At 72.3% G+C, this 25,175-nt stretch carries 18 protein-coding genes; 11 read left to right on the top strand and 7 right to left on the bottom strand.

Translation table 11 applies throughout. The features are described from left to right. Positions 1-3: 3 nt before the first annotated feature. From QBL25_RS16595 to QBL25_RS16585, 3 genes are read right to left on the bottom strand one after another with little or no spacing between them, the layout of a single operon-like run. Positions 4-978, bottom strand: coding sequence for a hydroxymethylglutaryl-CoA lyase (locus QBL25_RS16595; protein WP_409057813.1), 975 nt, complete (start codon positions 976-978; stop codon positions 4-6). Next, complete coding sequence (locus tag QBL25_RS16590) at positions 975-2,921, bottom strand: biotin carboxylase N-terminal domain-containing protein (RefSeq protein WP_409057812.1); 1,947 nt, start codon at positions 2,919-2,921, stop codon at positions 975-977. The genes QBL25_RS16595 and QBL25_RS16590 overlap by 4 nt, the downstream gene beginning before the upstream one ends. Positions 2,922-2,973: 52 nt before the next feature. Continuing rightward, positions 2,974-4,590, bottom strand: coding sequence for a carboxyl transferase domain-containing protein (locus tag QBL25_RS16585; RefSeq protein ID WP_409057811.1), 1,617 nt, complete (start codon positions 4,588-4,590; stop codon positions 2,974-2,976). A 118-nt stretch (positions 4,591-4,708) separates the two neighbouring features. On the opposite strand from QBL25_RS16585, the gene QBL25_RS16580 reads away from it, so the two are divergent. The 4 genes from QBL25_RS16580 to QBL25_RS16565 all read left to right on the top strand — a co-directional run bounded on the left by QBL25_RS16580 (position 4,709) and on the right by QBL25_RS16565 (position 8,488). After that, positions 4,709-5,299 carry a TetR/AcrR family transcriptional regulator gene (locus QBL25_RS16580; protein ID WP_409057810.1) on the top strand — a complete coding sequence of 197 codons (591 nt, stop codon included), beginning with the start codon at positions 4,709-4,711 and terminating at the stop codon, positions 5,297-5,299. A 118-nt stretch (positions 5,300-5,417) separates the two neighbouring features. Continuing rightward, positions 5,418-6,575, top strand: coding sequence for an acyl-CoA dehydrogenase family protein (locus QBL25_RS16575; RefSeq protein WP_409057809.1), 1,158 nt, complete (start codon positions 5,418-5,420; stop codon positions 6,573-6,575). 24 nt (positions 6,576-6,599) lie between these two features. Beyond that, positions 6,600-7,478, top strand: a complete 879-nt coding sequence (locus QBL25_RS16570; RefSeq protein ID WP_409057808.1) for an acyl-CoA thioesterase — start codon at positions 6,600-6,602, stop codon at positions 7,476-7,478. 20 nt (positions 7,479-7,498) lie between these two features. Beyond that, positions 7,499-8,488: a cation diffusion facilitator family transporter gene (locus QBL25_RS16565; RefSeq protein ID WP_409057807.1), complete on the top strand. Its 990-nt coding sequence runs from the start codon at positions 7,499-7,501 to the stop codon at positions 8,486-8,488. A 12-nt stretch (positions 8,489-8,500) separates the two neighbouring features. On the opposite strand, the gene QBL25_RS16560 is transcribed toward QBL25_RS16565, so the two are convergent. Continuing rightward, complete coding sequence (locus QBL25_RS16560; RefSeq protein ID WP_409057806.1) at positions 8,501-9,289, bottom strand: phosphatase; 789 nt, start codon at positions 9,287-9,289, stop codon at positions 8,501-8,503. A gap of 151 nt (positions 9,290-9,440) precedes the next feature. Then, the gene (locus QBL25_RS16555; protein ID WP_409057805.1) at positions 9,441-10,970 is read right to left on the bottom strand and encodes a PucR family transcriptional regulator; all 1,530 of its coding nucleotides are present in this window, start codon (positions 10,968-10,970) and stop codon (positions 9,441-9,443) included. 167 nt (positions 10,971-11,137) lie between these two features. On the opposite strand from QBL25_RS16555, the gene QBL25_RS16550 reads away from it, so the two are divergent. The 7 genes from QBL25_RS16550 (at position 11,138) to QBL25_RS16520 (ending at position 22,461) form a co-directional block, all read left to right on the top strand. Continuing rightward, positions 11,138-12,604 (top strand): sodium:solute symporter, encoded by a 1,467-nt coding sequence (locus QBL25_RS16550; RefSeq protein WP_409057804.1) that lies wholly within the window; start codon positions 11,138-11,140, stop codon positions 12,602-12,604. Positions 12,605-12,701: 97 nt separating this feature from the next. Next, the gene (gene speB, locus QBL25_RS16545; RefSeq protein WP_409057803.1) at positions 12,702-13,700 is read left to right on the top strand and encodes an agmatinase; all 999 of its coding nucleotides are present in this window, start codon (positions 12,702-12,704) and stop codon (positions 13,698-13,700) included. Beyond that, on the top strand, positions 13,697-15,382 hold the full coding sequence (locus QBL25_RS16540) for a thiamine pyrophosphate-binding protein (RefSeq protein WP_409057802.1): 1,686 nt from the start codon (positions 13,697-13,699) through the stop codon (positions 15,380-15,382). Before speB ends, QBL25_RS16540 begins: the two co-directional genes overlap by 4 nt. Before the next feature lie 147 nt (positions 15,383-15,529). After that, positions 15,530-16,465 (top strand): serine hydrolase, encoded by a 936-nt coding sequence (locus tag QBL25_RS16535; RefSeq protein WP_409057801.1) that lies wholly within the window; start codon positions 15,530-15,532, stop codon positions 16,463-16,465. A 157-nt stretch (positions 16,466-16,622) separates the two neighbouring features. Further along, positions 16,623-20,360, top strand: a complete 3,738-nt coding sequence (locus tag QBL25_RS16530) for an ABC transporter ATP-binding protein (protein ID WP_409057800.1) — start codon at positions 16,623-16,625, stop codon at positions 20,358-20,360. 96 nt (positions 20,361-20,456) lie between these two features. Next, a complete protein-coding gene (locus QBL25_RS16525) occupies positions 20,457-20,852 on the top strand; it encodes a hypothetical protein (protein WP_409057799.1) in 396 nt (131 codons plus the stop codon). A gap of 190 nt (positions 20,853-21,042) precedes the next feature. Next, positions 21,043-22,461 carry a S28 family serine protease gene (locus QBL25_RS16520; RefSeq protein WP_409057798.1) on the top strand — a complete coding sequence of 473 codons (1,419 nt, stop codon included), beginning with the start codon at positions 21,043-21,045 and terminating at the stop codon, positions 22,459-22,461. A gap of 65 nt (positions 22,462-22,526) precedes the next feature. On the opposite strand, the gene QBL25_RS16515 is transcribed toward QBL25_RS16520, so the two are convergent. Beyond that, positions 22,527-23,165 carry a hypothetical protein gene (locus QBL25_RS16515; RefSeq protein ID WP_409057797.1) on the bottom strand — a complete coding sequence of 213 codons (639 nt, stop codon included), beginning with the start codon at positions 23,163-23,165 and terminating at the stop codon, positions 22,527-22,529. 113 nt (positions 23,166-23,278) lie between these two features. Further along, entirely contained in the window at positions 23,279-25,117 is a 1,839-nt protein-coding gene (locus QBL25_RS16510; RefSeq protein ID WP_409057796.1) for a glycoside hydrolase family 3 protein, read from the bottom strand. Positions 25,118-25,175: the final 58 nt, after the last annotated feature.

Below are 25,175 nucleotides of genomic sequence, written 5' to 3'. Positions count from 1 at the left end.
TCTTCACTGCTCCTGGTGGGAGGTGCCCGTCAGGGCACGGACGGTGCGGGACGGGCTGGGTCGGCCCAGTTGTTCGGCCATCCAAGCGCTGGTGGCGGTGAGAAGGCCGAGATCGACGCCGGTCTCGATGCCGAGGCCGTCGAGCATCCACACGAGGTCTTCGGTGGCGAGGTTCCCGGTGGCGCTCTTCGCGTACGGGCAGCCGCCCAGGCCGCCCGCCGACGCGTCGACCGTGCGCACGCCGTGCTGGAGGGCGGCGAGGGTGTTCGAAAGGGCCTGGCCGTACGTGTCGTGGAAGTGCACGCCGATGCGGTCCGTGGGCACGCCCGCTTCGTTCAGCGCGGCCAGGAGGGCGAGGACGTGCCCCGGGGTGGCCACGCCGATGGTGTCGCCGAGGCTCAGCTCCTCGCAGCCCATGTCCAGCAGGGACTTCGCGGTGCGCACGACCTGGGCGACGGGCACCGCTCCCTCCCACGGGTCGCCGAAGCACATGGAGAGATAGCCCCGCACGTGCACCTTCTGCTCGCGTGCGCGCGCCACGACCGGCTCCGACATGGCGAGCGCCTCGGCCAGCGTGCGGTTGAGGTTGGCCTTGGCGAAGGACTCCGTGGCGCTGACGAACACGGCGATGCCGCGGGCGCCGAGCGCCAGGGCCCGGTCCAGGCCGCGGTCGTTCGGCACGAGGACGGGGAGCTGGACGCCGCCGTCCCGCGCGAGGTCCCGCACGAGCGGGAACAGCTGCTCGGAGTCGGCCAGTTGGGGCACCCACTTGGGGTGCACGAAGCTGGTCGCCTCGACGGTCGTCAGGCCCGCGGCGGCCAGGCGGCGGATGAACTCCGCCTTCACCTCGGTGGGGACGACCGCTTTCTCGTTCTGGAGGCCGTCCCGCGCGCCCACCTCGTGGATACGGACGCGGGGCGGGAGGTCCTGGGCGGGGACGGTCATGGGGAGGCCGTCCGGCCGTGCGGCGGTGGTCATTCCGTGTCTCCCTCGGCCTCGTCGGGGACCACCACGGCCAGGATCTGGTCCATGGCGACGGTCGATCCCGGGGTGACGTCGAGCTCGCTGACGGTGCCCGCGTGCGGGGCGGAGATGACGTGCTCCATCTTCATGGCCTCCACCACGAGGAGGCTCTGCCCCTGCGTGACGTGGTCGCCGGTGGCCACCTTCACCACCGTGACCGTGCCCGGCATGGGGGCCGTGAGGGCGTCGGCCCCGCTGTGGGCGGCTCCGGTGAGACTGGCGGCCACGGGGTCGAAGTCCTGGACGTGCCAGGCGTCGCCGTCCCGGCCCAGCCAGTCGGCGGCGCGGTGGAAGGTGTGGGTCAGGCCGTCCACGTGGACCGTGACGCGGCCGGGCTCCACCGTGCGCGGACCGGGGCCCGCGACGTGCGCGACCGGGTCGTGGCCCGGGACGCGCAGGTGGTGCGTGAGCGGGGCCGGGGTGCCGCCCAGGCGCCAGCCCTTCGGCTCCGCGAAGGGGTCGCGCCAGCCGTCACCGGTGGGTTCGAGGGCGGCGGTGCGGAGCGCTGCCGCCGCTTCGTACACCTCGTCGGGCACGCCCTGGGGGACCAGGCCCTCCGCCTCGCGCTCCACGAGGCCCGTGTCCAGCTCCCCGGAGACCACCGCGGGGTGGGCCAGGAGCCTGCGCAGGAACCCCGCGTTGGTCGGCACGCCCAGGGTGACCGTCCCGGCGAGGGCGGCCCGCAGCTTGCGCAGGGCGGTGGGGCGGTCGGGGCCGAACGCGATGACCTTCGACAGCATCGGGTCGTACAGGCTGCCGATCTCCGTGCCCTCGCTCAGGCCGGAGTCGGTGCGCACGCCGTCGCCCTGCGGCTCGTGCAGCGCGAGGACCGTGCCGCCCGAGGGCAGGAAGCCGCGCGAGGGGTCCTCGGCGCAGACGCGGGCCTCGATCGCGTGGCCGGTCAGCGTGATGTCCTGCTGGCCGAAGGGCAGGTGCTCGCCCGCGGCGACCCGCAGCTGCCACTCCACCAGGTCGATGCCGGTGATCAGCTCCGTCACCGGGTGCTCGACCTGGAGGCGGGTGTTCATCTCCATGAAGTAGTACGAGGCGGGGTCCTTGCCCGGGACGATGAACTCCACCGTGCCCGCGCCCGCATAGCCGCAGGAGCGCGCCGCCTGGACCGCGGCCTCGCCCATCGACGCGCGCGTGGCCTCGTCGAGCAGGACGCTGGGCGCCTCCTCGATGATCTTCTGGTGGCGGCGCTGGAGCGAGCACTCGCGCTCCCCGAGGTGGATGACGTTCCCGTGGCCGTCCGCGAGGACCTGGATCTCGATGTGCCGGGGGCGGTCGATCCACCGCTCCACGAGCAGCGTGTCGTCGCCGAAGGAGGACCGGGCCTCGCGCCGCGCGGCGGCGATCTCGTCCGCGAGGAGGGCGGCGTCGCGCACCAGGCGCATGCCCTTGCCGCCGCCGCCCGCCGAGGGCTTGAGCAGCACCGGCATGCCGATCTCGCGCGCGGCGTCGGCCAGTTGGGCGTCGGTCAGGCCGCTGCCCGACGAGCCGGGGACCACCGGGACCCCGGCCGCCTCGACCGTCTCCTTGGCGCGGATCTTGTCGCCCATCAGGGAGATGGCCTCGGCGGGCGGGCCGATGAACGTGAGGCCGGCCGCCGCGCAGGCGTGCGCGAACTCGGCGTTCTCGGCCAGGAAGCCATAGCCCGGGTGGACCGCCTGGGCGCCGGACCTGGCCGCCGCCTCCAGGATGCGCTCGGCGGACAGATAGCTCTCGGTGGCCGGTGCGGGACCGAGCCGCACGGCCGTGTCCGCCTCGCGGACGTGCCGGGCGTCGGCGTCCGCGTCGCTGAACACCGCGACCGAGCGGACGCCGAGCGCGCGCAGCGTGCGGATGACGCGGACCGCGATCTCGCCGCGGTTGGCGACGAGCACCGTGTCGAACATGGTCCCTCTCCCCGGGGTGGTCCCTTGCTGGAAGTCGCTCATCGTCGGCCCCTCACATCCGGAAGACGCCGAAGCCGGGCTCACCCAGAGGAGCCTCGGCACACGCGGTCAGGGCGAGGCCGAGGACCTGCCGGGTCTCCATCGGGTCGATCACGCCGTCGTCCCAGAGCCGGGCCGTGGCGTAGTAGGCGTTGCCCTGTTCCTCGTACTGTGCGCGGACCGGGGCCTTGAAGGCCTCCTCGTCCTGCGCCGACCACTCCTCGCCGCGCCCCTCCAGCTGGTCGCGCTTGACGGTCGCGAGGACCGAGGCGGCCTGCTCGCCGCCCATCACGGAGATCTTGGCGTTCGGCCACATCCACAGGAAGCGGGGGGAGTAGGCCCGGCCGCACATCGAGTAGTTCCCCGCGCCGTACGAACCGCCGATCACGACCGTCAGCTTCGGCACGCGCGTGCAGGCCACCGCGGTCACCATCTTGGCGCCGTGCTTGGCGATGCCGCCCGCCTCGTAGTCCCGGCCGACCATGAAGCCCGAGATGTTCTGGAGGAAGACCAGGGGGATGCCGCGCTGGTCGCACAGCTCGATGAAGTGGGCGCCCTTCTGGGCGGATTCGGAGAACAGGATGCCGTTGTTCGCGACGATGCCGACCGGGTGGCCGTGCAGATGGGCGAAGCCGGTCACCAGCGTCTGGCCGTACTCCGCCTTGAACTCGGCGAAGCGGGAGCCGTCGACCACGCGCGCGATGACCTCGCGGACGTCATAGGGGGTGCGGGAGTCCGTGGGCACCGCTCCATAGAGCCCGAGGGGGTCGACCTTCGGCTCCTCCACCGGGCGCACGCTCCAGGGGAGTTCGCCGCGGTCGGGGAGGGTGGAGACGATCGTGCGCACGATGCGCAGGGCGTGCGCGTCGTCCTCCGCGAGGTGGTCCGTCACGCCGGAGGTGCGGGAGTGGACCTCGCCGCCGCCCAGCTCCTCGGCCGTCACGACCTCGCCGGTGGCCGCCTTCACCAGGGGCGGGCCGCCGAGGAAGATCGTCCCTTGATTGCGGACGATGACCGCTTCGTCGCTCATCGCGGGGACGTACGCCCCGCCGGCCGTGCAGGAGCCGAGGACGGCGGCGATCTGCGGGACGCCCGCGCCGGACATCCGCGCCTGGTTGTAGAAGATCCGCCCGAAGTGCTCGCGGTCCGGGAAGACGTCGTCCTGCATGGGCAGGAAGGCGCCGCCCGAGTCCACGAGATACAGACAGGGGAGGCGGTTCTCCAGCGCGACCTCCTGGGCGCGCAGGTGCTTCTTCACCGTCATGGGGTAATACGTGCCGCCCTTGACGGTGGCGTCGTTCGCGACGATCACGCAGGTGCGCCCGGAGACCCGGCCGATGCCCGCGATGACGCCGGCTGCCGGGGCGTCGCCGCCGTACAGCCCGTCGGCCGCGAGGGGGGCCAGCTCCAGGAAGGGCGAGCCGGGGTCGAGCAGGGCGTCCACGCGGTCGCGCGGCAGCAGCTTGCCGCGCGCGACGTGCCGGGCGCGGGCCCGCTCACCGCCGCCGAGCCTGGCCGCCGCGAGCTTGGCCCGCAGGTCGTCCACGAGGGCGCGGTGCCCCGCTTCGTTCGTCCGCCAGGTCTGCGACGCGGGATCGGCCGCGCTCGCAAGGACTGGTGCCGGCTGCATCAGTCGAGCCCCCTTGCTCGGTCCACTCGATGGGCGCGGTCCCGCTCGGTGGTTAATGAGCGTTAACGCGTTTCGTTCAGGTTAACGAGCGCTAACCACCCTGTCTAGAATTGATTCCATGGCCACCAGAACCGACGCCCCCACCCGTCGCGAGCAGATCCTCAGGGAAGCCGCCAGGCTCTTCGCCGAGCGCGGCTTCCACGGCGTGGGCGTGGACGAGATAGGAGCCGCGGTCGGCATCAGCGGACCCGGGCTCTACCGCCACTTCGCGGGCAAGGACGCGATGCTCGCCGAGCTGCTCGTGGGCATCAGCGGGCAGCTCCTGACGGGCGGCAAGCGCTGCGTGGCCGAGGCGGACGGGTCGCCGCGGCAGGTGCTCGACGCGCTCATCGAGGGGCACATCGACTTCGCCCTGGACGACCGCTCCCTGATCACCCTGCACGACCGTGAGCTCGACCGCCTCAGGGACGCCGACCGCAAGCTGGTCCGCCAGCTCCAGCGGCAGTACGTGGAGATCTGGGTCGACGTCGTGCGCACGGTCTATCCGGACCTCGCCGAGAACGCGGCCCGTGTCTCCGTGCACGCCGTCTTCGGGCTGCTCAACTCCACGCCGCACCTGAGCCGGCGCGACGCGCTGCCCAGTCGCGCGGCCATGGCGCAGCTGCTGCACGGCCTGGCGCGCGGGGCCTTCGCCGCCGCCGCGGCGTGACGGGAGCGACAGGGCGTATCTCTGGACGGTCCAGTGACCGGCGGGTAACGTTCGTCTGAGCAAGCGCTTAGTCTTGTCGCGCTTGGTCGAGCCTGGTGCCGTATCGAAGGAGTTCTCCGTGCGCCGTACCGTTTTCAATGAGGACCACGAGGCGTTCCGGGAGACCCTGCGCGCCTTCATCGAGGCCGAGGTCGTCCCCGTCCACGACGAGTGGTTCGCCGCGGGTCAGGTGCCGCGCGAGTTCTACTACAAGCTGGCCGAGCTCGGCCTCTTCGGCATCAATGTCCCCGAGGAGTTCGGCGGCGCCGGCCTGGAGACGCACAAGTTCGAGGCCGTCCAGTACGAGGAGACCGCCCGCGCGGGCGTCACCTTCGGCGGCTCCGGCGTCCACGTGCTGCTCGCCCTGCCGTACATCAAGGCGCTCGCCACCGACGAGCAGAAGAAGCGCTACCTCGAGAAGTTCGTCTCCGCCGAGGAGATGTGGGCCCTGGCGATGACCGAGCCGGGCACCGGCTCCGACCTCGCGGGCATGAAGAGCACGGCCAAGCTCTCCGAGGACGGCACGCACTACGTCCTCAACGGCTCCAAGACCTTCATCACCGGCGGCGTGCACGCCGACCGCGTGATCGTCTGCGCCCGCACGTCGGCGCCCACCGCCGAGGACCGCCGCTTCGGCATCTCCCTCTTCGCCGTGGACACCAAGTCCGAGGGCTACTCCATCGGGCGCAAGCTCGACAAGCTCGGCCTGAAGACCTCCGACACCGCCGAGCTGGCGTTCGTCGACGTCAAGGTCCCCGTCGAGGACCTCCTCGGCGAGGAGAACAAGGGCTTCTACTACCTCGGGAGCAACCTCCCCTCCGAGCGCTGGGGCATCGCCTACGGCGCGTACGCGCAGGCCAAGGCCGCCGTCCGGTTCGCCAAGGAGTACGTCCAGGACCGCACGGTCTTCGGCAAGACGGTCGCCTCCTTCCAGAACACCAAGTTCGAGCTGGCCGCCTGCCAGGCCGAGGTGGACGCCGCCGAGGCCGTCGCCGACCGCGCCCTGGAGGCCCTGGACGCCGGTGAGCTGACCGCCGCCGAGGCCGCCTCCGCGAAGCTGTTCAACACCGAGGTCGCGCACCGCGTGATCGACAAGTGCCTCCAGCTCCACGGCGGCTACGGCTTCATGAACGAGTACCCCATCGCCCGCCTGTACGCGGACAACCGCGTCAACCGCATCTACGGCGGCACCAGCGAGGTCATGAAGATGATCATCGCCAAGAACATGGGCCTGTAAAGATCGCCCTGTAGAACTGCATTCATGAACCAGGCACTTGAGTCCCTCCTCGATCTGCTCGACCTGGAGCAGATCGAGGAGGACATATTCCGGGGCGAGAGCCGTTCGGCGCTCGTCCCGCGCGTCTTCGGCGGCCAGGTGGCCGCCCAGGCGCTGGTGGCCGCGGGCCGCACGGTCCCCGCCGCGCGGCCGGCCCACTCCCTGCACGCGTACTTCCTGCGCGCGGGGGACCCGGGCGTCCCGATCGTCTACACCGTCGACCGGATCCGCGACGGCCGCTCCTTCACCACGCGCCGCGTCGTGGCCGTCCAGCACGGCCAGCCGATATTCCACCTCTCCGCGTCCTTCCAGACGTACGAGGAGGGCCTGGAGCACCAGACGGGCATGCCGTCCGCCCCGGACCCCGAGACGCTCCCGACCGCCGCCGAGATGCTGCCCCGCCATCTGCCGCAGCACGTCGCCGAGCGCCTCATCGAGGCCCGCGCGGCCGTCGACCTGCGGTACGTGGACGCGCCCCCGTGGGCCACGGTCGGGCAGCCGCGCGAACCGCGCTCCCAGGTGTGGTTCCGCACGAACGGCAAGCTCGACGAGTACGCCCACCACACGGTCGACTCCCTGCTGCACGTCTGCCTGGCCACGTACGTCTCCGACATGACGCTGCTCGACTCGGTGCTGCTCGCGCACGGCCGGGGCGGCTGGGCGGTCGGCGACGTCGTCGGCGCCTCGCTCGACCACGCCATGTGGTTCCACCGCCCCTTCCGGGCGGACGAATGGCTCCTGTACGACCAGGAGTCGCCGTCGGCCTCCGGCGGGCGCGGACTCGGCCAGGCGCGGATCTGGACGCAGGACGGGCAGCTCGCGGTGACCGTGATCCAGGAAGGCGTCGTTCGCGTTCCCCGGTGATCGGACATACGGTCCGATACATGAGTGAGCCGGTCGACAGCAGCCAGCCCGAGCCGCCCGAGGGCGGCGGCGAAAGCACCTTCACCGTCATCGTCGCCGCCGTCGCCAACCTCGGTATCGCCATCGCCAAGGCCGTCGCCGGTGTCATCAGCGGGTCCAGCGCGATGCTCTCCGAGGCGGCGCACTCCCTGGCCGACACCGTCACCGAGGTGCTGCTCCTCACCGCCCTGAAACGCAGCGAGAAGCCCGCCGACGAGGACCACCCCCTCGGCTACGGCCCCGAGCGCTACATCTGGGCGATGCTCGCCGCCGTCGCCACCTTCGTCGGCGGCGCCGTCTTCTCGCTCTACGACGGCATCCACACGCTGGTCGCGGGCGAGGAACTGGGCGACCCGCTCATCTCTTACATCGTGCTCGCCATCGCCTTCCTCCTGGAGGGCTACTCGCTGCGCACCGGCGTCCGGCAGGCGCGCGGCGAGGCCACGCGCTACGGGGCGTCCTTCGGGCGCTATCTGCGCCACACGCCCGACACCGCCGTGAAGGCCGTCGTCCTGGAGGACTCCGCCGCCCTGGCCGGTCTCGTGCTCGCCGCGGGCGGGCTGCTCGGCGGGCAGCTCACCGGATCCGGCGTCTGGGACGGCGTGGCCTCGCTCTGCATCGGCGCGCTGCTCCTGTACGTGGCCTGGGTGCTCGGCCGCAGCAACGCCCAGCTGCTCATCGGGCGGCCGCTGCCCAAGCCGATGCGCGAGGAGATCCGCGCCGAACTCCTGGCCTCCGAGCACATCGAGGCCGTCCTGGAGCTGACCACGCTGCTCCAGGGCCCGCGCGAGGCGCTCGTCGCCGCCAAGGTCGACTTCCGCGACGCCTCCACGGCGGCGCAGATCGAGTGGGCCTGCGAACAGGCCGAGCGGCGGCTGCGCGAGCGCTTCCCCGGCGTACGGCGGGTCTATCTGGACCCCACACCGGGGTACGCCCAGCGGCGCGAGGAAGGGCTCAGCCCGTGGCCGTGACGCGGGCTCGGCTCAGGCCTGCGGCGAGAGGCCTGCGGCGTCCAGGAGGTAGGCCGTCATCGGGTCGTAGTACCGCGGGCTCGTGACGTGGTCGTCCAGCGGGACCGTCACCTGGAGGGTGCCCTCGGCCTCGCCGATGAACAGCGCCGGGTCGTTGCAGTCCGCGTACCCCACGGAGTCGATGCCGCGCTGGCCCGCGCACCCCGCCCAGCCGTGGTCGGCGACGACCAGGTCCGGCAGCGGGCGCCCGGCGCGCTCCAGGCCGTCCAGGATCGCGTTCATCGGCTCGGGGGAGTGCGTGTGCCACAGCGTCGCGCCGCGCTCCAGGACCGCCACGTCCGCGAACTGGAAGACCATGCCCTCGTCGGCGGTCAGGCCCTCCGGGATGACGACGATCTCGCAGCCCGCCGCGCGCAGGGCGGCCGCGGTCGCGCGGTGCACGTCGAGCAGACCCCCGGGGTGGCCGGTGGCGAAGAGGACCCGCTCCTTGCCGGCCGCCGCCTTGCGCAGGCGCGCCGCCATCCGCTCCAGGGCGTCGACCGTCAGCTCAGGGTCGATGGTGTCCTGCCCGTGCCGGAACGCGTCGTCGTCGATGACGCCGCACCGCTCGGCCATCACCGCGAGGACGTCCTGCTCGTCGGTCCAGCGGTCGCCGAGCTCCAGGCCCAGCCAGTAGTGGCGGTCGCCGTTCGCGAGCTTCCGGTAGTGGCTGAGGTTGTTCTCGCGGGGAGTGGCGACATCGCCCGCGATGCGGGTGCGTACGAGGTGGTCGACGAGCGCGGCACGGCTGGGTATGGGCATGACTCCCATTGTGCCGTCGGTAACCGCCTGGTGGCGGGCAGTCCCGAACCCTGGACTGTGAGCTGCGCTGCACTGCGTCGGGCTTCGGCGGGGACGGGTTGATTCTTCGTCTGCGGGCCGCAGGGGGCCGCGCGCGCAGCTCCCCGCGCCCCTACGGGGCCCGGCCCAGCGCGAACCAAAGCTCCATCCGTACGTCCGGGTCATCCAGATCAGCGCCCAAGAGCGACCCGCACCGCGTGATCCGCTGCCGGACCGTGTTGCGGTGGACGCCCAGGGCCGTCGCCGTGCGGTCCCAGTTGCCGTGCAGGGACAGCCAGGTGCGCAGGGTCCGCGTGAGCGCTTCGCTGCCGCCGAGCGGGGCGAGCAGCACGCGCGCGTGGGCCGCGGCCTCGGCCGGCGCCACCAGGGCGGCGATGCCCGCGTCCCGGTGGCGCACCAGCGGGGCGCGGGTGGCCTCGGCGCGGCGCAGGGCGCGGTCCGCCTGGGCGTCGGCGGCCGGCAGGTCCGCGGTGGCGGCCGGGGCGGAGACCCCCAGGGTCCAGCCCGGCTGCCCGGCGAGGTCGCTGCCCGCGGGGAGCAGGAGCCGCACCAGGTCCTGCCCCGCGTCCGCGTCGGCCAGTCCGCTGCCCAGCGCGGCGGCCAGCGCGGAGGCGGCCACGGAGTGCGCCACCGGGTCGCTCCCGGCCTCCCCGCGCGCGTGCACCACCGTCCACTCCTCGGCCCCCAGGAGCGGCGCGACATCGCCCACCGCCGCGCCGAGCAGAAGCCGTACGAGAGCCGCCGACCGTACGGAGTCGGCGGCGCCCTGGTGCTTGCCGGTGAGCAGGGAGAGCAGCACTAGGGCCACTCCGGTGATGGTGTGGTCCCCCGGTTCGCGCTGCTCGGCGGCGATCCCGAGCGCGAACCCCTGCCCGCCGCCCAGCGCGTACGCGGCCAGGTGGGCGCCGCCCACGGAGTCGGTGGCCGACGCGGGCAGCGGGCCGGGGCGCCCCGAGGGCCGCACGACGCCGGAGAGGTCGTGCACCGCCTGCCGCACCCCCGCTCCCGGGGCCGAGCCCGCCGTGTGGAGCACCGCGCCGTCCGGGGCGTAGAGCGCCGCCCAGCCGCCCAGGCGCGTCGCCAGCTGCCGCAGCACCGCGGGCACCGGGTCGGGGCGCGCGGCGGCCGTGGCGAGGCCCTGCTGGGCCTCCGTCACCCGGCGCAGCTCCGCGTGCCTGGCCTCCGCCACCAGCTCCCACACCGCCCGGGCGACCCCGCTGAACGTGGTGCGCGGCGGCACCTCCAGGAGCGGAAGCCCGTAGCGGTCGCAGGCCGTCACCAGGGCGCGCGGCACCGTGTCGTGCACGGGGGCGACGCCGAAGCCGAGCGCCGCGCCGCCCGCCTCGACGATCCGCGCCACGTAGTCGTCCAGGTAGACCCCCGCGCCCACCGGGTCCGAGATGTGCACGCCCGCCGTCAACAGCAGCTCGCCACCCAGGAGGTACGGATAGGGGTCCGCCATCTCCGAGGTGTGCACCCACTGGACGGCCGCCCCGCTCTCCCGCGCGTCGGGGCCCGCGATCTGGCGCAGCCCGAGGTCCTCCCTGGCCAGGAGCGCGGTCAGCGCCACGGGCGGGGTCGGGGGAGTCACGGAGAGGGAAGCGGGGGCGGCGGGGTCCGGCACGGTGGATGGTCCATCCATTTTGGTCGCGGGAAGTGGATGAAACGTACACTTCAGCGTTGCTTTCCGGCCACCTAAGGTCGTGCCGACCCCAGGCCGCGGGTACGGGCGGATGTCCCCGCGGCTGGTTGCCACCCCCTCACCCCCATCTGCACGACACGCCACCGAGGTGCGCGAAGGAGGGCCCTATGGCCGTCGACTACACAGTGATCGTCGTCTATCTCGCCGGCATGCTCGCCATGGGCTGGTGGGGCATGCGCCGCGCCAAGTCCAAGAGCGAATTCCTGGTCGCGGGACGCCGCCTCGGACCCTGGATGTACTCCGGGACCATGGCCGCCATCGTCCTCGGCGGCGCGTCCACCATCGGCGGCGTCGGCCTCGGCTACCAGTACGGCCTCTCCGGCGCCTGGATGGTCTTCACCATCGGCCTCGGCCTGCTCGCGCTGAGCGTCTTCTTCTCGGCGCGCATCGCCCGCCTGAAGGTCTACACCGTCTCCGAGATGCTCGACCTGCGCTACGGCGGACGCGCGGGCATCATCTCCGGTGTCGTCATGTGGTCCTACACGCTGATGCTCGCGGTCACCTCGACCATCGCGTACGCCACGATCTTCGACGTCATCTTCGACATGAACCGCACGATCGCGATCATCCTCGGCGGCTCGATCGTCGTCGCGTACTCGACGCTCGGCGGCATGTGGTCCATCACGCTCACCGACATGGTGCAGTTCGTGGTGAAGACCATCGGCGTGCTGCTCCTGCTGCTGCCCATCGCGGTCGTCAAGGCCGGCGGCTTCAGCGAGATGAAGGCCAAGCTGCCCACCGAGTACTTCGACCCGCTGGGCATCGGCGGCGAGACGATCTTCACGTACGTGCTGATCTATACGTTCGGCATGCTCATCGGGCAGGACATCTGGCAGCGCGTCTTCACCGCGCGCAGCGACAAGGTCGCCCGCTACGGCGGCACCGTCGCCGGTACGTACTGCCTGGTCTACGCGATCGCGGGCGCCGTCATCGGCACGGCCGCCAAGGTCATGTACCCGAAGCTGCCGAGCGCCGACGCGGCCTTCGCGACCATGGTCAAGGACGAACTGCCCATGGGCGTGCGGGGCCTGGTGCTCGCCGCGGCGCTCGCCGCCGTGATGTCCACGTCCTCCGGGGCGCTCATCGCCTGCGCGACCGTCGCCAACAACGACATCTGGTCGCGCCTTCGCGGGGCCGTCGCCCCCAAGGCCGACGGCGAGGCGCACGACGAGGTGAAGGGCAACCGCCTCTTCATCCTGATCATGGGCATCGCCGTCGTCTGCATCGCCATCGCGCTCAACGACGTGGTCCAGGCGCTGACCGTCGCCTACAACCTGCTCGTCGCCGGTCTCCTCGTGCCGATCCTCGGCGGACTGCTGTGGAAGCGCGGCACCGCGGAGGGCGCGCTCGCGGCCATCGTCGCCGGCGGGCTCTCCGTCGTCGGGCTCATGTGGGGGTACGGCATCCTCGCCAACGAGCCCATCTACTACGGCCTGTTGATCTCCCTCGGCGTGTACGTCGCCGTCTCCCTCGCCACGAAGCCCACGGACGCCCGCGTCCTGGCGGCCTGGCGCGAGCGGCTCGCGGGCCGGGGGTCCCAGGAAGCGGAACCGGAAACCCCGGTGGCCGTCTAGTCCGGCGCGCGGCCCACCGCCCCAGCACTGTCGGTGGGCCGCGCGACACTTGTCCCAGCAGCACAGCAGCACTCGTACCAGCAGGAGGAAACCGACCATGAGCAGCGCCGAGACCCCGACCCCCCGCGGCCCGGTCGATTCCTCCCGCGTCCCGCGGTACGCGGGCCCGGCGACCTACGCCCGGCTGCCCCGCCTGGACGAGGTGGGCGGCAAGACGGACATCGCCGTGGTCGGCGTGCCCTTCGACACCGGCGTCTCGTACCGCCCCGGCGCCCGCTTCGGCGGCAACGCCATCCGCGAGGCCTCGCGCCTCCTGCGTCCGTACAACCCCGCGCAGGACGCCTCGCCCTTCGCGCTCGCGCAGGTCGCGGACGCGGGCGACATAGCCGCCAACCCCTTCAACATCAACGAGGCGGTCGAGACGATCGAGGCCGCCGCGGACGACCTGCTCGGCTCCGGCGCCCGCATGATGACGCTCGGCGGCGACCACACCATCGCGCTCCCGCTGCTCCGCTCGGTCGCCAAGAAGCACGGCCCGGTCGCCCTGCTGCACTTCGACGCCCACCTGGACACCTGGGACACCTACTTCGGCGCCGAGTACACCCACGGCACCCCGTTCCGCCGGGCCGTCGAGGAGGGCATCCTCGACACCGAGGCGCTCAGCCACGTCGGCACGCGCGGCCCGCTGTACGGCAAGCAGGACCTCACGGACGACGAGAAGATGGGCTTCGGCATCGTCACCTCGGCGGACATCTACCGCCGCGGCGCCGACGAGGTCGCCGACCAGCTGCGCCAGCGCATCGGCGACCGCCCGCTGTACATCTCCATCGACATCGACTGCCTGGACCCGGCCCACGCGCCCGGCACCGGCACCCCGGAGGCCGGCGGCATGACGTCGCGCGAGCTCCTGGAGATCCTGCGGGGGCTCTCCTCCTGCAACCTCGTCTCGGCGGACGTCGTCGAGGTCGCCCCGGCCTACGACCACGCGGAGATCACCGCCGTCGCCGCCTCGCACACCGCGTACGAGCTGACGACGATCATGTCCCGCCAGATCGCGGAGGCCCGCCGGACCACCGAAGGGGGCGCGGCCAAGTGACGCACGACCACGACGTAGTCCTGCGTCCCACGGACGCGCAGCAGGAAGCCGCCCTGAACCCGCCCGCCGGGCGCAACGGCGGCGACCTCGTCGTCGAGACCCTCCAGGGCCTCGGCGCGACCACGGTCTTCGGCCTGCCCGGCCAGCACGCGCTCGGCATGTTCGACGCCCTGCGCCGCTCGGCCCTGTCGTACGTCGGCCTGCGGGTCGAGAACAACACGGGCTTCGCGGCGGACGCGTACGGCCGGATCACCGGTGAGGTGGCCCCGCTGCTGCTCTCCACCGGCCCCGGCGCGCTCACCTCGCTCGCCGCGCTCCAGGAAGCGGCGGCCGGCTCCTCGCCGGTGCTCGCGATCGGCAGCCAGATCCCGGTGGCCGGCCTGGGCGGCGGCCGGCACGGCTACCTCCACGAGCTGCGCGACCAGCAGGCATCCTTCCGCGACATCGTGAAGTCCGTCCACACGGTCCGCACCGCCTCGCAGATCCCCTCCGCCATCGCGGCGGCCTGGGAGTCGGCGCTCACCGCCCCGCACGGCCCGGTGTGGGTGGAGATTCCGCAGGACGTGCTGCTCGCCGAGACGACTCTGCCCGTCGTCACGGCCATGGACGCGACCCCGGACGAGGTCGTCCCGCGCCCGGAGCTGACCGCCGTGGCGGCCGACCTGCTCGCGCGCGCCGAGCGCCCGGCGATCATCGCGGGCGGCGGAGTCGTCCGTTCCGACGCGAGCGGCAAGCTCCTGGCGCTGGCCGAGCTGGTGAACGCGCCCGTCGTCACGACCTTCGGCGGCAAGGGCGCCTTCCCCTGGGAGCACCCGCTCTCGCTCCAGTCATGGCTGGAGGACCGGTACACCACCGACTTCCTGGAGGACGCGGACGTCCTCCTGGTCGTCGGCTCGGGCCTGGGCGAGCTCTCCTCGAACTACCACACGTTCAAGCCGCGCGGCCGGGTCATCCAGGTCGAGGCCGACGCCGGGAAGCTGGAGTCCAACCACCCGGCGCTCGGCATCCACGCGGACGCGCGGCTCGCGCTCTCCGCGCTCCTGGAGACGCTCGACGCGCCCCGCGAGGACCCCACGGCCCCCGAGCGGGTGCGCACGGTCCTGGCCCGGGTCAAGGAGCGGATCGCCGCCCAGGACCTCACCCTGGAGCAGCAGGTCCTCGCCTCGGTGCGCGAGGCCCTGCCCGACACCTCGCCGTCCTTCTGGGACATGACGATCCTGGCGTACTGGGCGTGGTCCGCCTTCGACGCCCGGCATCCGAACACGATGCACTCGGCGCAGGGCGCGGGCGGCCTCGGGTACGGCTTCCCGGCGGCCCTGGGAGCCGCTGCGGCCGACCCCTCGAAGCCGGTCCTCGCGGTCTCGGGCGACGGCGGCGCGATGTACTCCCTCGCGGAGCTGGCCTCGGCCAAGCAGCACGATCTGCCGGTCACCTGGCTGATCGTGGACGACGGCGGCTACGGCATCCTGCGCGAGTACATGTCCGACGCGTTCGGCGAACCGACGGCCACGGAGCTCTCCCGGCCCGACTTCGTCGCGCTCGCGGAGTCCTTCGGGGTGCCGGGCGTCCGGACCACCCCGCAGACCCTGAAGGACGACCTCGCGAAGGCGCTCGCGGAGCCCGGTCCCTCGGTGGTCGTGCTCCCGGCGGTCCTGCGCATGTTCGAGCCGACGCACCTCTGAGCCCGCGCCGGTCACGGATCGGTCATCTGTGCCATGTTTGTGCAACCTCACGCGGTATCGGTGAGTCAAGAGAGGTGAGCGTGCCGGGGGGCGCGCTTGTACGGGCCCCGAGGGTCTTGTACGGACCCAAGGGGACGGGAAAACCTCATGACTCACCCGATATCGGGGATATCCAGGCGTGCCCGCGTGCTCTCGGCGGGCGTCGCCGCCGGAGTGCTCGTGCCGCTCGGCGCCGTCGCGACCGCCGCGCCCGCGGCCGCGGCGACGCCGAGCGTCAGCTGCACCTCCGCGCAGAGCGGCCTGGCGGCCAAGCTCACCAAGGACATCACGGCGGCGCTCAAGAACCGCAAGGGCACGGTCGCGGTCGGCCTGCGCGACCGCACCACGAACACCACCTGCACCCTGCGCGCGGGCACCTCCTTCGACTCGGCGAGCGTCGTCAAGGTGACCGTCCTCGCCGCGCTCCTGTGGGACGCGAAGAAGACCGAGCGGAAGCTGTCGGAGCGTGAGTCGGACCTCGCGTACGCCATGATCACCAAGTCGGACAACGCGGCCACCAGCAAGCTCTGGCGCCAGCTCGGCACGGGCAAGATCAAGGGCTTCCTCACGGCGGCCAAGATGACCAAGACCGTGCCCGGCTCCGACGGCTACTGGGGCCTCACCCGGATCAACGCCACCGACGAGCAGAAGCTCCTGGCCCTGGTCACCGCCAAGAACACCGTCCTGAGCGACAACGCGCGCGCCTACATCCTCAAGCTGATGGGCAAGGTCGTCTCCTCGCAACGCTGGGGCACCCCGGCGGGCGCGCCCTCCGGCGTCGCGATCCACGTCAAGAACGGCTGGCTCCAGCGCTCGACCCACGGCTGGCGGGTGCACAGCGTCGGCGCGTTCAAGGGCGGCGGCCACGACTACACGATCTCCGTGCTCACCCACGGCAACAGCACCATGAACTACGGGGTGACCACCATCCAGGGCGTCGCCAAGGCCATCCACAAGGACCTGACGCCCCGGGCCTCCGCCGCCGGGCGCTACGCCCCCACGGACACGCCGCGCGAGGCGTTCGTGGCGGTCCCCGCCGGCTGACCGGTCCCGCCCCGCCCCGGCGCACTGCTGCGGATGTTCGAGGCCGCCCTCCTCCGGGTGGTCCTAGGACCTGAGACCCGTCTTTGTTGCGGTGGGATGAAATTGTCGTCCCACCGCGTTGGGCCTCTCGGCAGGTCAGGTCGACGGGAGGCAGCACGTGGTGGAGCAACGGGGTGGCGTCGGACCGGAGAAATCCGGCTGGGCGAAACGTCTGACGGGATACGCCTGGCGCTATCCGAAGGACGTCGTGCTCGCGCTCGGCTCCTCGCTCGCCGGCATGGCCGTCATGGCGCTGGTCCCGCTGATCACCAAGGTGATCATCGACGACGTCATCGGCGACAAGACCCGCTCCATGGGCCCCTGGGCCGCGGCCCTGCTCGGGGCCGCCGCCCTCGTCTACGTCTTCACGTACATCCGCCGCTACTACGGCGGCCGTCTCGCCCTGGACGTCCAGCACGACCTGCGGACCGACATGTACGGGACGATCACCCGGCTCGACGGGCGGCGCCAGGACGAGCTGTCCACCGGGCAGGTCGTCGGCCGCGCCACCAGCGACCTCCAGCTCATCCAGGGCCTGCTCTTCATGCTGCCGATGACCATCGGCAACATCCTGCTCTTCGTGATCTCCCTCGTGATCATGGCGTGGCTCTCCGTGCCGCTGACCCTCGTCGCGCTCGCCGTCGCCCCCGCCCTCTGGTTCATCGCCAAGCGCAGCCGCAGCAGGCTGCACCCCTCCACCTGGTACGCGCAGGCCCAGGCCGCCGCCGTCGCCGGAGTCGTGGACGGCTCCGTCTCCGGCGTACGCGTCGTGAAGGGCTTCGGCCAGGAGGACCAGGAGACCGGGAAGCTCAGGGAGGTCGGCCGCAAGCTGTTCGCCGGGCGGCTGCGGACCATCCGGCTGAACTCCAAGTACACGCCCGCCCTCCAGGCCGTGCCCGCCCTCGGGCAGGTCGCGATGCTCGCGCTCGGCGGCTGGCTCGCCGTGCGGGGGGAGATCACGCTCGGCACGTTCGTCGCCTTCTCCAGCTACCTCGCCCAGCTCGTCGGACCCGTGCGCATGCTCGCCATGGTCCTCACCGTCGGCCAGCAGGCCCGCGCGGGCGCCGAGCGCGTCCTGGAGCTCATCGACACCGAGCCGACGCTCAAGGACGGCACCAAGGAGCTGCCCGCCGACGCCCCGGCGACCGTCGAGTTCGACGACGTCTCCTTCGCGTACGAGGACAGCAGGCCCGTCCTGGACGGCCTCTCCTTCGAGATCCGGCCCGGCGAGACCCTCGCCGTCGTCGGCACCTCCGGCAGCGGCAAGTCCACCGTCTCGCTGCTGCTGCCCCGCTTCTACGACGTGACGCACGGCGCCGTCCTGATCGGCGGCCACGACGTCCGCGAGCTGACGACCGACTCGCTGCGGGCCGCCATAGGGCTCGTGCCCGAGGACTCCTTCCTCTTCTCCGACACCATCCGCGCCAACATCGCGTACGGAAAGCCGGACGCCACCCAGGAGGAGATCGAGACCGCGGCCCGCGCCGCCCAGGCCGACCGCTTCGTCGCCGAACTGCCCGACGGGTACGACACCACCGTCGGCGAGCACGGCCTGACCCTCTCCGGCGGCCAGCGCCAGCGCGTCGCGCTCGCCCGCGCCATCCTCACCGACCCCCGCCTGCTCGTCCTGGACGACGCGACGTCGGCGGTGGACGCCCGCGTCGAGCACGAGATCCACGAGGCCCTGCGCGGCGTCATGGCCGGGCGCACGACCCTCCTCATCGCCCACCGCCGCTCCACCCTGAACCTCGCCGACCGCATCGCGGTGCTCGACGCCGGACGCCTCGCCGCCATCGGCACGCACGAGGAGCTGACGGAGCACTCCGCGCTCTACCGGCGCCTGCTGACCGACCCGGACGAGATGGGCGGGGTCTCGCCCGGCCACGCGCTCCCGGCCGAGCGCCCCGAGGACACCTCCGTACGCGCCGAGCTCGACGCCGAGTTCGACGCCGAGCGGGGCATCACCCCGCAGCTGTGGGTGGGCGACCGCGAGCCCAAGGACACCGCCCTGTCCGGGACGCCCGCCACGCCCCAGCTCCTCGCGCAGGTCGAGGCGCTGCCCCCGGCCACCGACACCCCCGACATCGACGAGGCACGCGCGGTCACGCCCGAGGAGTCGTACGGACTGCGGCGCCTGCTCGCCGGATTCGGCAAGCCGCTGTTGTTCGCGCTGCTCCTGGTGGCGATCGACGCCGGCATGGGCCTGCTGCTCCCCGTCCTCATCCGGCACGGCATCGACGAGGGCGTCTCGCAGCTCGCGCTGGGCGCCGTGTGGGTGGCCGCCGGGCTCGCGCTGCTCACCGTGCTCGTCCAGTGGACCGCCCAGATCGGCGAGACGCGGATGACCGGGCGGACCGGCGAGCGGGTGCTCTACTCCCTGCGTCTGAAGATCTTCTCCCAGCTCCAGCGGCTCGGCCTCGACTACTACGAGCGGGAGCTGACCGGGCGCATCATGACCCGGATGACCACGGACGTGGACGCCCTCTCCACCTTCCTCCAGACCGGGCTCGTCACGGCCTTCGTCTCCGTCGTCACCTTCTTCGGCATCATGGTCGCCCTCGTCGTCATCGACGTGGAGCTCGCGCTCGTCGTCTTCGCGACCCTGCCGCCGCTGATCATCGGCACGTTCTTCTTCCGCCGCTCCAGCGTCAAGGCGTACGAGCTGGCGCGTGAGCGCGTCTCGGTCGTCAACGCCGACCTCCAGGAGTCCGTCGCCGGGCTGCGCATCGTGCAGGCCTTCCGGCGCGAGCGCTCGGGCGGCGAGCGGTTCGCGCGGGCCAGCGCCGACTACCGCAGCGCCCGCATCCGCGGACAGTGGCTGATCTCCGTCTACTTCCCGTTCGTGCAACTGCTCTCGGCGGTCGCGGCGGCCGCCGTCCTGGTGGTCGGCGCGGGACGCGTGGAGGCGGGGACGCTGACGACCGGCGCCCTGGTCGCCTACCTCCTCTACATCGACCTGTTCTTCGCGCCCGTCCAGCAGCTCTCCCAGGTCTTCGACGGCTACCAGCAGGCCACGGTCTCGCTCGGCCGCATCCAGGAGCTGCTCCGGGAGCCGACCTCCACCGAGTCCGCGGACGAGCCGCTCGACGTCCTGTCCCTGCGCGGCGAGATCGCCTTCGAGGACGTGGACTTCGCCTACGGCTCCGCCGACGAACCGGAGGAGGCGCTGAGCGGCGTGCGGCTGCACATCCCCGCGGGCCAGACCGTCGCCTTCGTCGGCGAGACCGGCGCGGGCAAGTCGACCCTGGTCAAGCTGGTCGCCCGGTTCTACGACCCGACCGGCGGCCGGGTGACGGTGGACGGCACGGACCTGCGGTCCCTGGACATCACCGCCTACCGCCACCGCCTCGGGGTCGTCCCGCAGGAGGCCTACCTCTTCGCGGGGACCGTGCGCGACGCGATCGCCTACGGGCGGCCCGACGCCACCGATGCCCAGGTGGAGGCCGCGGCCCGCGCGGTCGGCGCCCACGACATGATCGCCACGCTGGACGGCGGCTACCTCCACGAGGTCGCCGAGCGCGGCCGCAACCTCTCGGCGGGCCAGCGCCAGCTGATCGCCCTGGCCCGCGCGGAGCTCGTCGACCCGGACATCCTGCTCCTGGACGAGGCGACCGCGGCCCTCGACCTGGCCACGGAGGCGCAGGTCAACCAGGCCACCGACCGCATCGCGGGCAAGCGCACCACGCTGGTCGTCGCCCACCGCCTCACCACGGCGGCCCGCGCGGACCGGGTGATCCTGATGGACCACGGCCGGGTCGCGGAGGACGGCACGCACGAGGAGCTGCTCGCCCTCGAAGGGCGGTACGCGACGCTGTGGCGCACCTTCGTGGGGGAGGCGGAACCCTCGGCGGCCTGACCCGGTGAAGGAATCGGGGCGCCCGCGCAACCGGGCGCCCTGTGGTCCGCGTCCGTACATCAGTACGCTGATGCGGATGTGTCGGGAGGGAAACCGGTGAGCAGTGGTCGAATACGGCGGAGCCTTGCGCTCGGCGCCGTCGTCCTTGCGGCTGCCCTCCTGCTCGGTGTCGCCGGCGCCGGAGCGGCGCAGGCCCAGGCGTCGGCCGGGCGCTGCGCCGGGCACAAGGTGCGCACCCTCTCCTTCAGCACCGGCAAGGTCGTCGTCTACAAGAGCCGTGGTTACGTCTGCGCCGTCACGACCGCCAAGCGCCCAGGCGCCCGCAAGACGATGTCCGTCAGCGTCCAGGCCCGCGGCAACCGCCCGGCCAGGGACAAGGGCCGCTACACGCATCGCGCGGGCCCGGTGACGGTCCACGCGGGCCATCGCTGTGTGTGGGTCAAGGGCGCGGTGGGCCGGGGGAGCACCAGCTCGGGCTGGATCCTGTGCTGAGTCCGCTGGGCCCGCTGATGTGCTGAGGGTCTGCTGATCGCCGGTTCGACGTGAGTCGGCCGCGTGTTGAGCGTATGTGCCCTGTTTGTGTCGTAGTGCGTCCGGTCGTGACGCAAGAGCCCCTAGTGGTGAGCGAGTTGCTCCGATAAGTTCCGGCGGACGCAACCGTGAACCACTCAGGGGAGAGTGCATGCGCAAGGCGCTCAGATGGCTGCTGTCGCTGGTGGTGCTGATAGGCATCGGCACCGCGGGCACAGCGAGTGCGGCAGGGGCGGCCACCGCCGCGAAGCCGCAGGCCACCGACATCAAGGACCGGCTCCTCGCCATTCCGGGCATGAGCCTGGTCGAGGAGAAGCCGTACACCGGCTACCGCTACTTCGTCCTCAACTACACCCAGCCGGTCGACCACCGGCACCCCTCCAAGGGCACCTTCAAGCAGCGCCTGACGGTCCTGCACAAGGACACCGCCCGCCCCACCGCCTTCTTCACCAGCGGCTACGGCGTCTCGACGAACCCCAGCCGCAGCGAGCCCACGCGGATCATCGACGGCAACCAGGTCTCCATGGAGTACCGCTTCTTCACGCCGTCCCGCCCCGAGCCCGCCGACTGGTCCAAGCTCGACATCTGGCAGGCCGCCAGCGACCAGCACCGCATCTTCAAGGCGCTGAAGCCGGTCTACGACAAGAAGTGGGTCGCCACCGGAGCCTCCAAGGGCGGCATGACCGCCACGTACTACGAGCGCTTCTACCCGCGTGACATGGACGGCGTCATCGCGTACGTCGCCCCGAACGACGTGGTGAACAAGGAGGATTCGCGCTACGACGAGTTCTTCGAGACGGTCGGCACCGAGGAGTGCCGCGCCAAGCTGGAGGCCGTGCAGCGCGAGGCGCTCGTGCGCCGCGAGCCGATGGAGAAGAAGTACGCCGCCTTCGCCGAGGCGGGCAACTACACCTTCAAGACGATCGGCACCCTCGACAAGGCCTACGAGGCCGTCGTCCTCGACATGGTGTGGGGCTTCTGGCAGTACCAGCCGGAGTCCGCGTGCGCCGACGTCCCCGACGCCAAGACCTCGTCCGACCAGGTGCTCTTCGACTACATCGACGAGGTCGGCGGCTGGACCTCCTACACGGACCAGGGCCTGACCCCGTACACGCCGTACTACTACCAGGCCGGTACGCAGCTGGGCTCGCCCGACATCAAGCAGCCCTGGCTCGGCGACCTGAGCCGCTACGGCTACCAGCCGCCGCGGAACTTCGTGCCGCGTGACATCCCGATGAAGTTCCAGTCCGGTGCCATGAAGGACGTGGACCGCTGGGTGCGCCACAACGCGCAGCGGATGCTGTACGTCTACGGCGGGAACGACCCGTGGGGTGCCGAGCCGTTCCGTCCCGCCCGGGGCGCCAAGCACGACTCTTACGTCTACACCGCGCCGGGCGCCAACCACGGCGCCAACGTGGCCGGTCTCGTCCCGGCGGAGAAGGCCAAGGCGACGGAGCGCATCCAGGCCTGGGCCGGGGTCTCCACCGCCGCGAGCCCCAAGCCGCTGGCCCCGTACGACGCGAAGCTCGACCGCAAGGACGAGCGCAAGCAGCTGAGCCTGCGGCCGTAGTACGGCAGCCGCTCGGTTCTCTTGCCCGGTGGCGCCGGGCGGGCCGTCCTCGGTCCGTCCGGCGCTCACACCCGCACCGCGCACCCCACCGGCTTCCCGCCGTCGAGCGTCACGTACAGCTCGGTGGCGGCAGGGCACAGGGACCGGTCGGTGACGGCCACCGTCACGCGGTACTCCGGGGCTTTGGCGCCCGACCCGTCGCAGGCCGTCTCGCGGACCTCGGTCTCGCCCGCTCCGTAGACGCAGTCCCCGACGATCGTCCGGGGCCCGCCCCCGCCCCCGGGGTCCCCGGGGTGCGGCTCCTCCAGGTTCCGCATGCAGGCGTAGCCCCGCGGCACCTCGCCGTTCCCGTCCTCGTCCACCGAGGGCCGGTTCTCGCTGATGTGGAGCACGAAGTCCGTGCGGGGAGGGCACTCGGGCCCGTCCGCGACCCTGCCGTCATGACGGGCGACGACCCGCGCCGCCGCCCGCTCGCTGGTGCACGGCACCTCCGCGAAGGACGCGCGCCCCCGCGAACTGCACTCGTCCACGGCGAGGAAGACGGCCCCGGCTCCGGACGACACCGACGAGGCCGGCCGGTCGGGACCCGGGTCCGAGGACTTCTGGCAGCCGGACACGGCGGCCGACACCACCACCGCCAGCAGCACGGGCGACCCCCGCACCAGCGCGGACCGCGCCGCGCTCCCGCCAGGCAAGGCACGCATGGCAAACCCCCCGATATGTGCACCCAGCGTGGCCCGCGCGGGCGGGCGCACGCCAGGTGCGCGGGGTGCTTTGGGTCAGTCGGCGGTGGCACGCCGGTGGCGCGGCGTACGGCTCAGTACGCCAGCCCGTGCCCGACGGGGTACAGCACCTGCGCCGGGTCGTCCGCACGCTGCACCGGCACGGGCAGCCGCCCCCGCGGCTCGGCGCGGCCCGCGATCACCCGTACCGCGGCGCGCAGTTCGACGTCCGTCCAGCAGTAGGCGGCCAGCGAGGCGCCCACCCCGCCCAGCCGCGCCACGTCGTACGGATTGCGGATCGCGAGGGCCACGACCGGGACGCCGGTCGCCACCAGCGCCTCCACCAGGGCGATCTGGGCGCTGCCCGCCCCCAGGTTGTACGTCCCCACGAGCACGGCGTCCTTGCCCGCGGCCGCCGCCACCGCCTCCGCGATCTTCGCGGCGGAGGGTGCCGTGCCCGTCGGCAGCACGGTCGGCGAGAAGCCGATGTCCGTCAGCTCGCGGCCGAGCACGGTCGTCGGCGGACCCGTCGTGCCCGAGGGGGACGCCACGTCCGCGCCCACCACGAGCACGTTCCGGTGCGTGCGGCGCGACAGCGGAAGCAGCCCGTCCTTGTTGATCAGGAGGGTCGTCGTCTCCTCCGCGATCCGGTCGGCCGCGGCGAGGTGCGCCCGTGTGCCGACCGTCCTGTCGACCCCGCGCGAGGTGACGTACGGGTCGCCGAAGAGGTCGAGCTTGGCCTTGAGGCGCAGGATCCGCAGGATCGATTCGTCGAGCCGCGCCTCCGTCAACTCGCCGTCCCGCACCGCCTGGAGCACCGCGTTCCACGCGATCTCCGGCTTCGGCGGGTTCAGGAGCTGGTCGACGCCCGCCTTCAGCGCGAGCACCGGAACCCGGTCGTCGCCGTACTTCGTGCGGACGCCCTGCATGCCCAGCGAGTCCGTCACCACGACGCCGTCGTAGCCGAGTTCCTCGCGCAGGATGCCGGTGAGGATGGGGTGCGAGAGCGTGGCCGGGTCCTCGGCCGGGTCGAGGGCCGGGACCACGATGTGCGCGGTCATGATCGAGTCGATGCCCGCGGCCACCGCCGCCCGGAACGGCGGGGCGTCCAGGGTCTCCCACTGCTCCCGGGTGTGGTGGATGTACGGCAGCTTGGAGTGGCTGTCGTCCTTGGTGTCGCCGTGCCCGGGGAAGTGCTTGGACGTCGAGGCGATGTCCGTGCCCTGGTAACCCTTGACCTGCGCGGCGACCAGATCGGCGACCGCTTCGGGGTCCGAGCCGAAGGAGCGTACGCCGATGACGGGGTTGGCGGGGTTGACGTTCACGTCGGCGACCGGGGCGTAGTTCTGCCGGATGCCGAGGGCGCGGAGCTCGGCGCCCGCGATACGGGCCGCCTTGCGCGCCGTGGAGCGCGAGCCCGCGGCGCCCAGGGCCATCGCGCCGGGCAGGAGCGTGGCGGGGACGCCGACGCGGGCGACGGCCCCGTGCTCCTGGTCGGTGGAGATGAGCAGCGGGATGCGGGCGGTGGGGGACTGCTCGGGGTCGTCCGGGGTGAGGGCCGCGCGCTGGATGCCGTTCGAGAGGTCGGCGATCTGGTGCGGGGCACGGGTGTTGTGCGCCCAGCCGAAGTAGATGATGCCGCCGAGGTGGTACTTGGCGACGGCCTCCGCGGCCGTACGGACGCCGAGCTCCTTGAGGTTGGCGTCGATGTCCGCCTGGTCGGGCTCGGTGGCGGAGTGGCCGTACACATGCATCACGAAGAGCTGGCCGACCTTCTCCTCGACGCTCATGCGGGAGATGAGCTCCCGCAGCTTCCGGTCGCGACCGCGGTCGCCGCTGCCTGCCGCGTGGGCGGCGGAGGGCGCGGCCAGGGCCGTCGCCGCGACGGCCGTGGCGGTGAGCAGGGTGCGTCTGGAGGCGTTGCGGTGGGACATGTGCGCTCCTTCGGGGACGGAAGCCGGACCGGAGCCGGACTGGGGAAACCGGCTGAAG

Source organism: Streptomyces sp. SYP-A7185, assembly GCF_046103685.1.
In the GTDB taxonomy this organism is placed as follows: domain Bacteria; phylum Actinomycetota; class Actinomycetes; order Streptomycetales; family Streptomycetaceae; genus Streptomyces.
The sequence above is the reverse complement of the archived record's forward strand: the minus strand, read 5'-3'. Positions and strand labels throughout refer to the sequence as shown.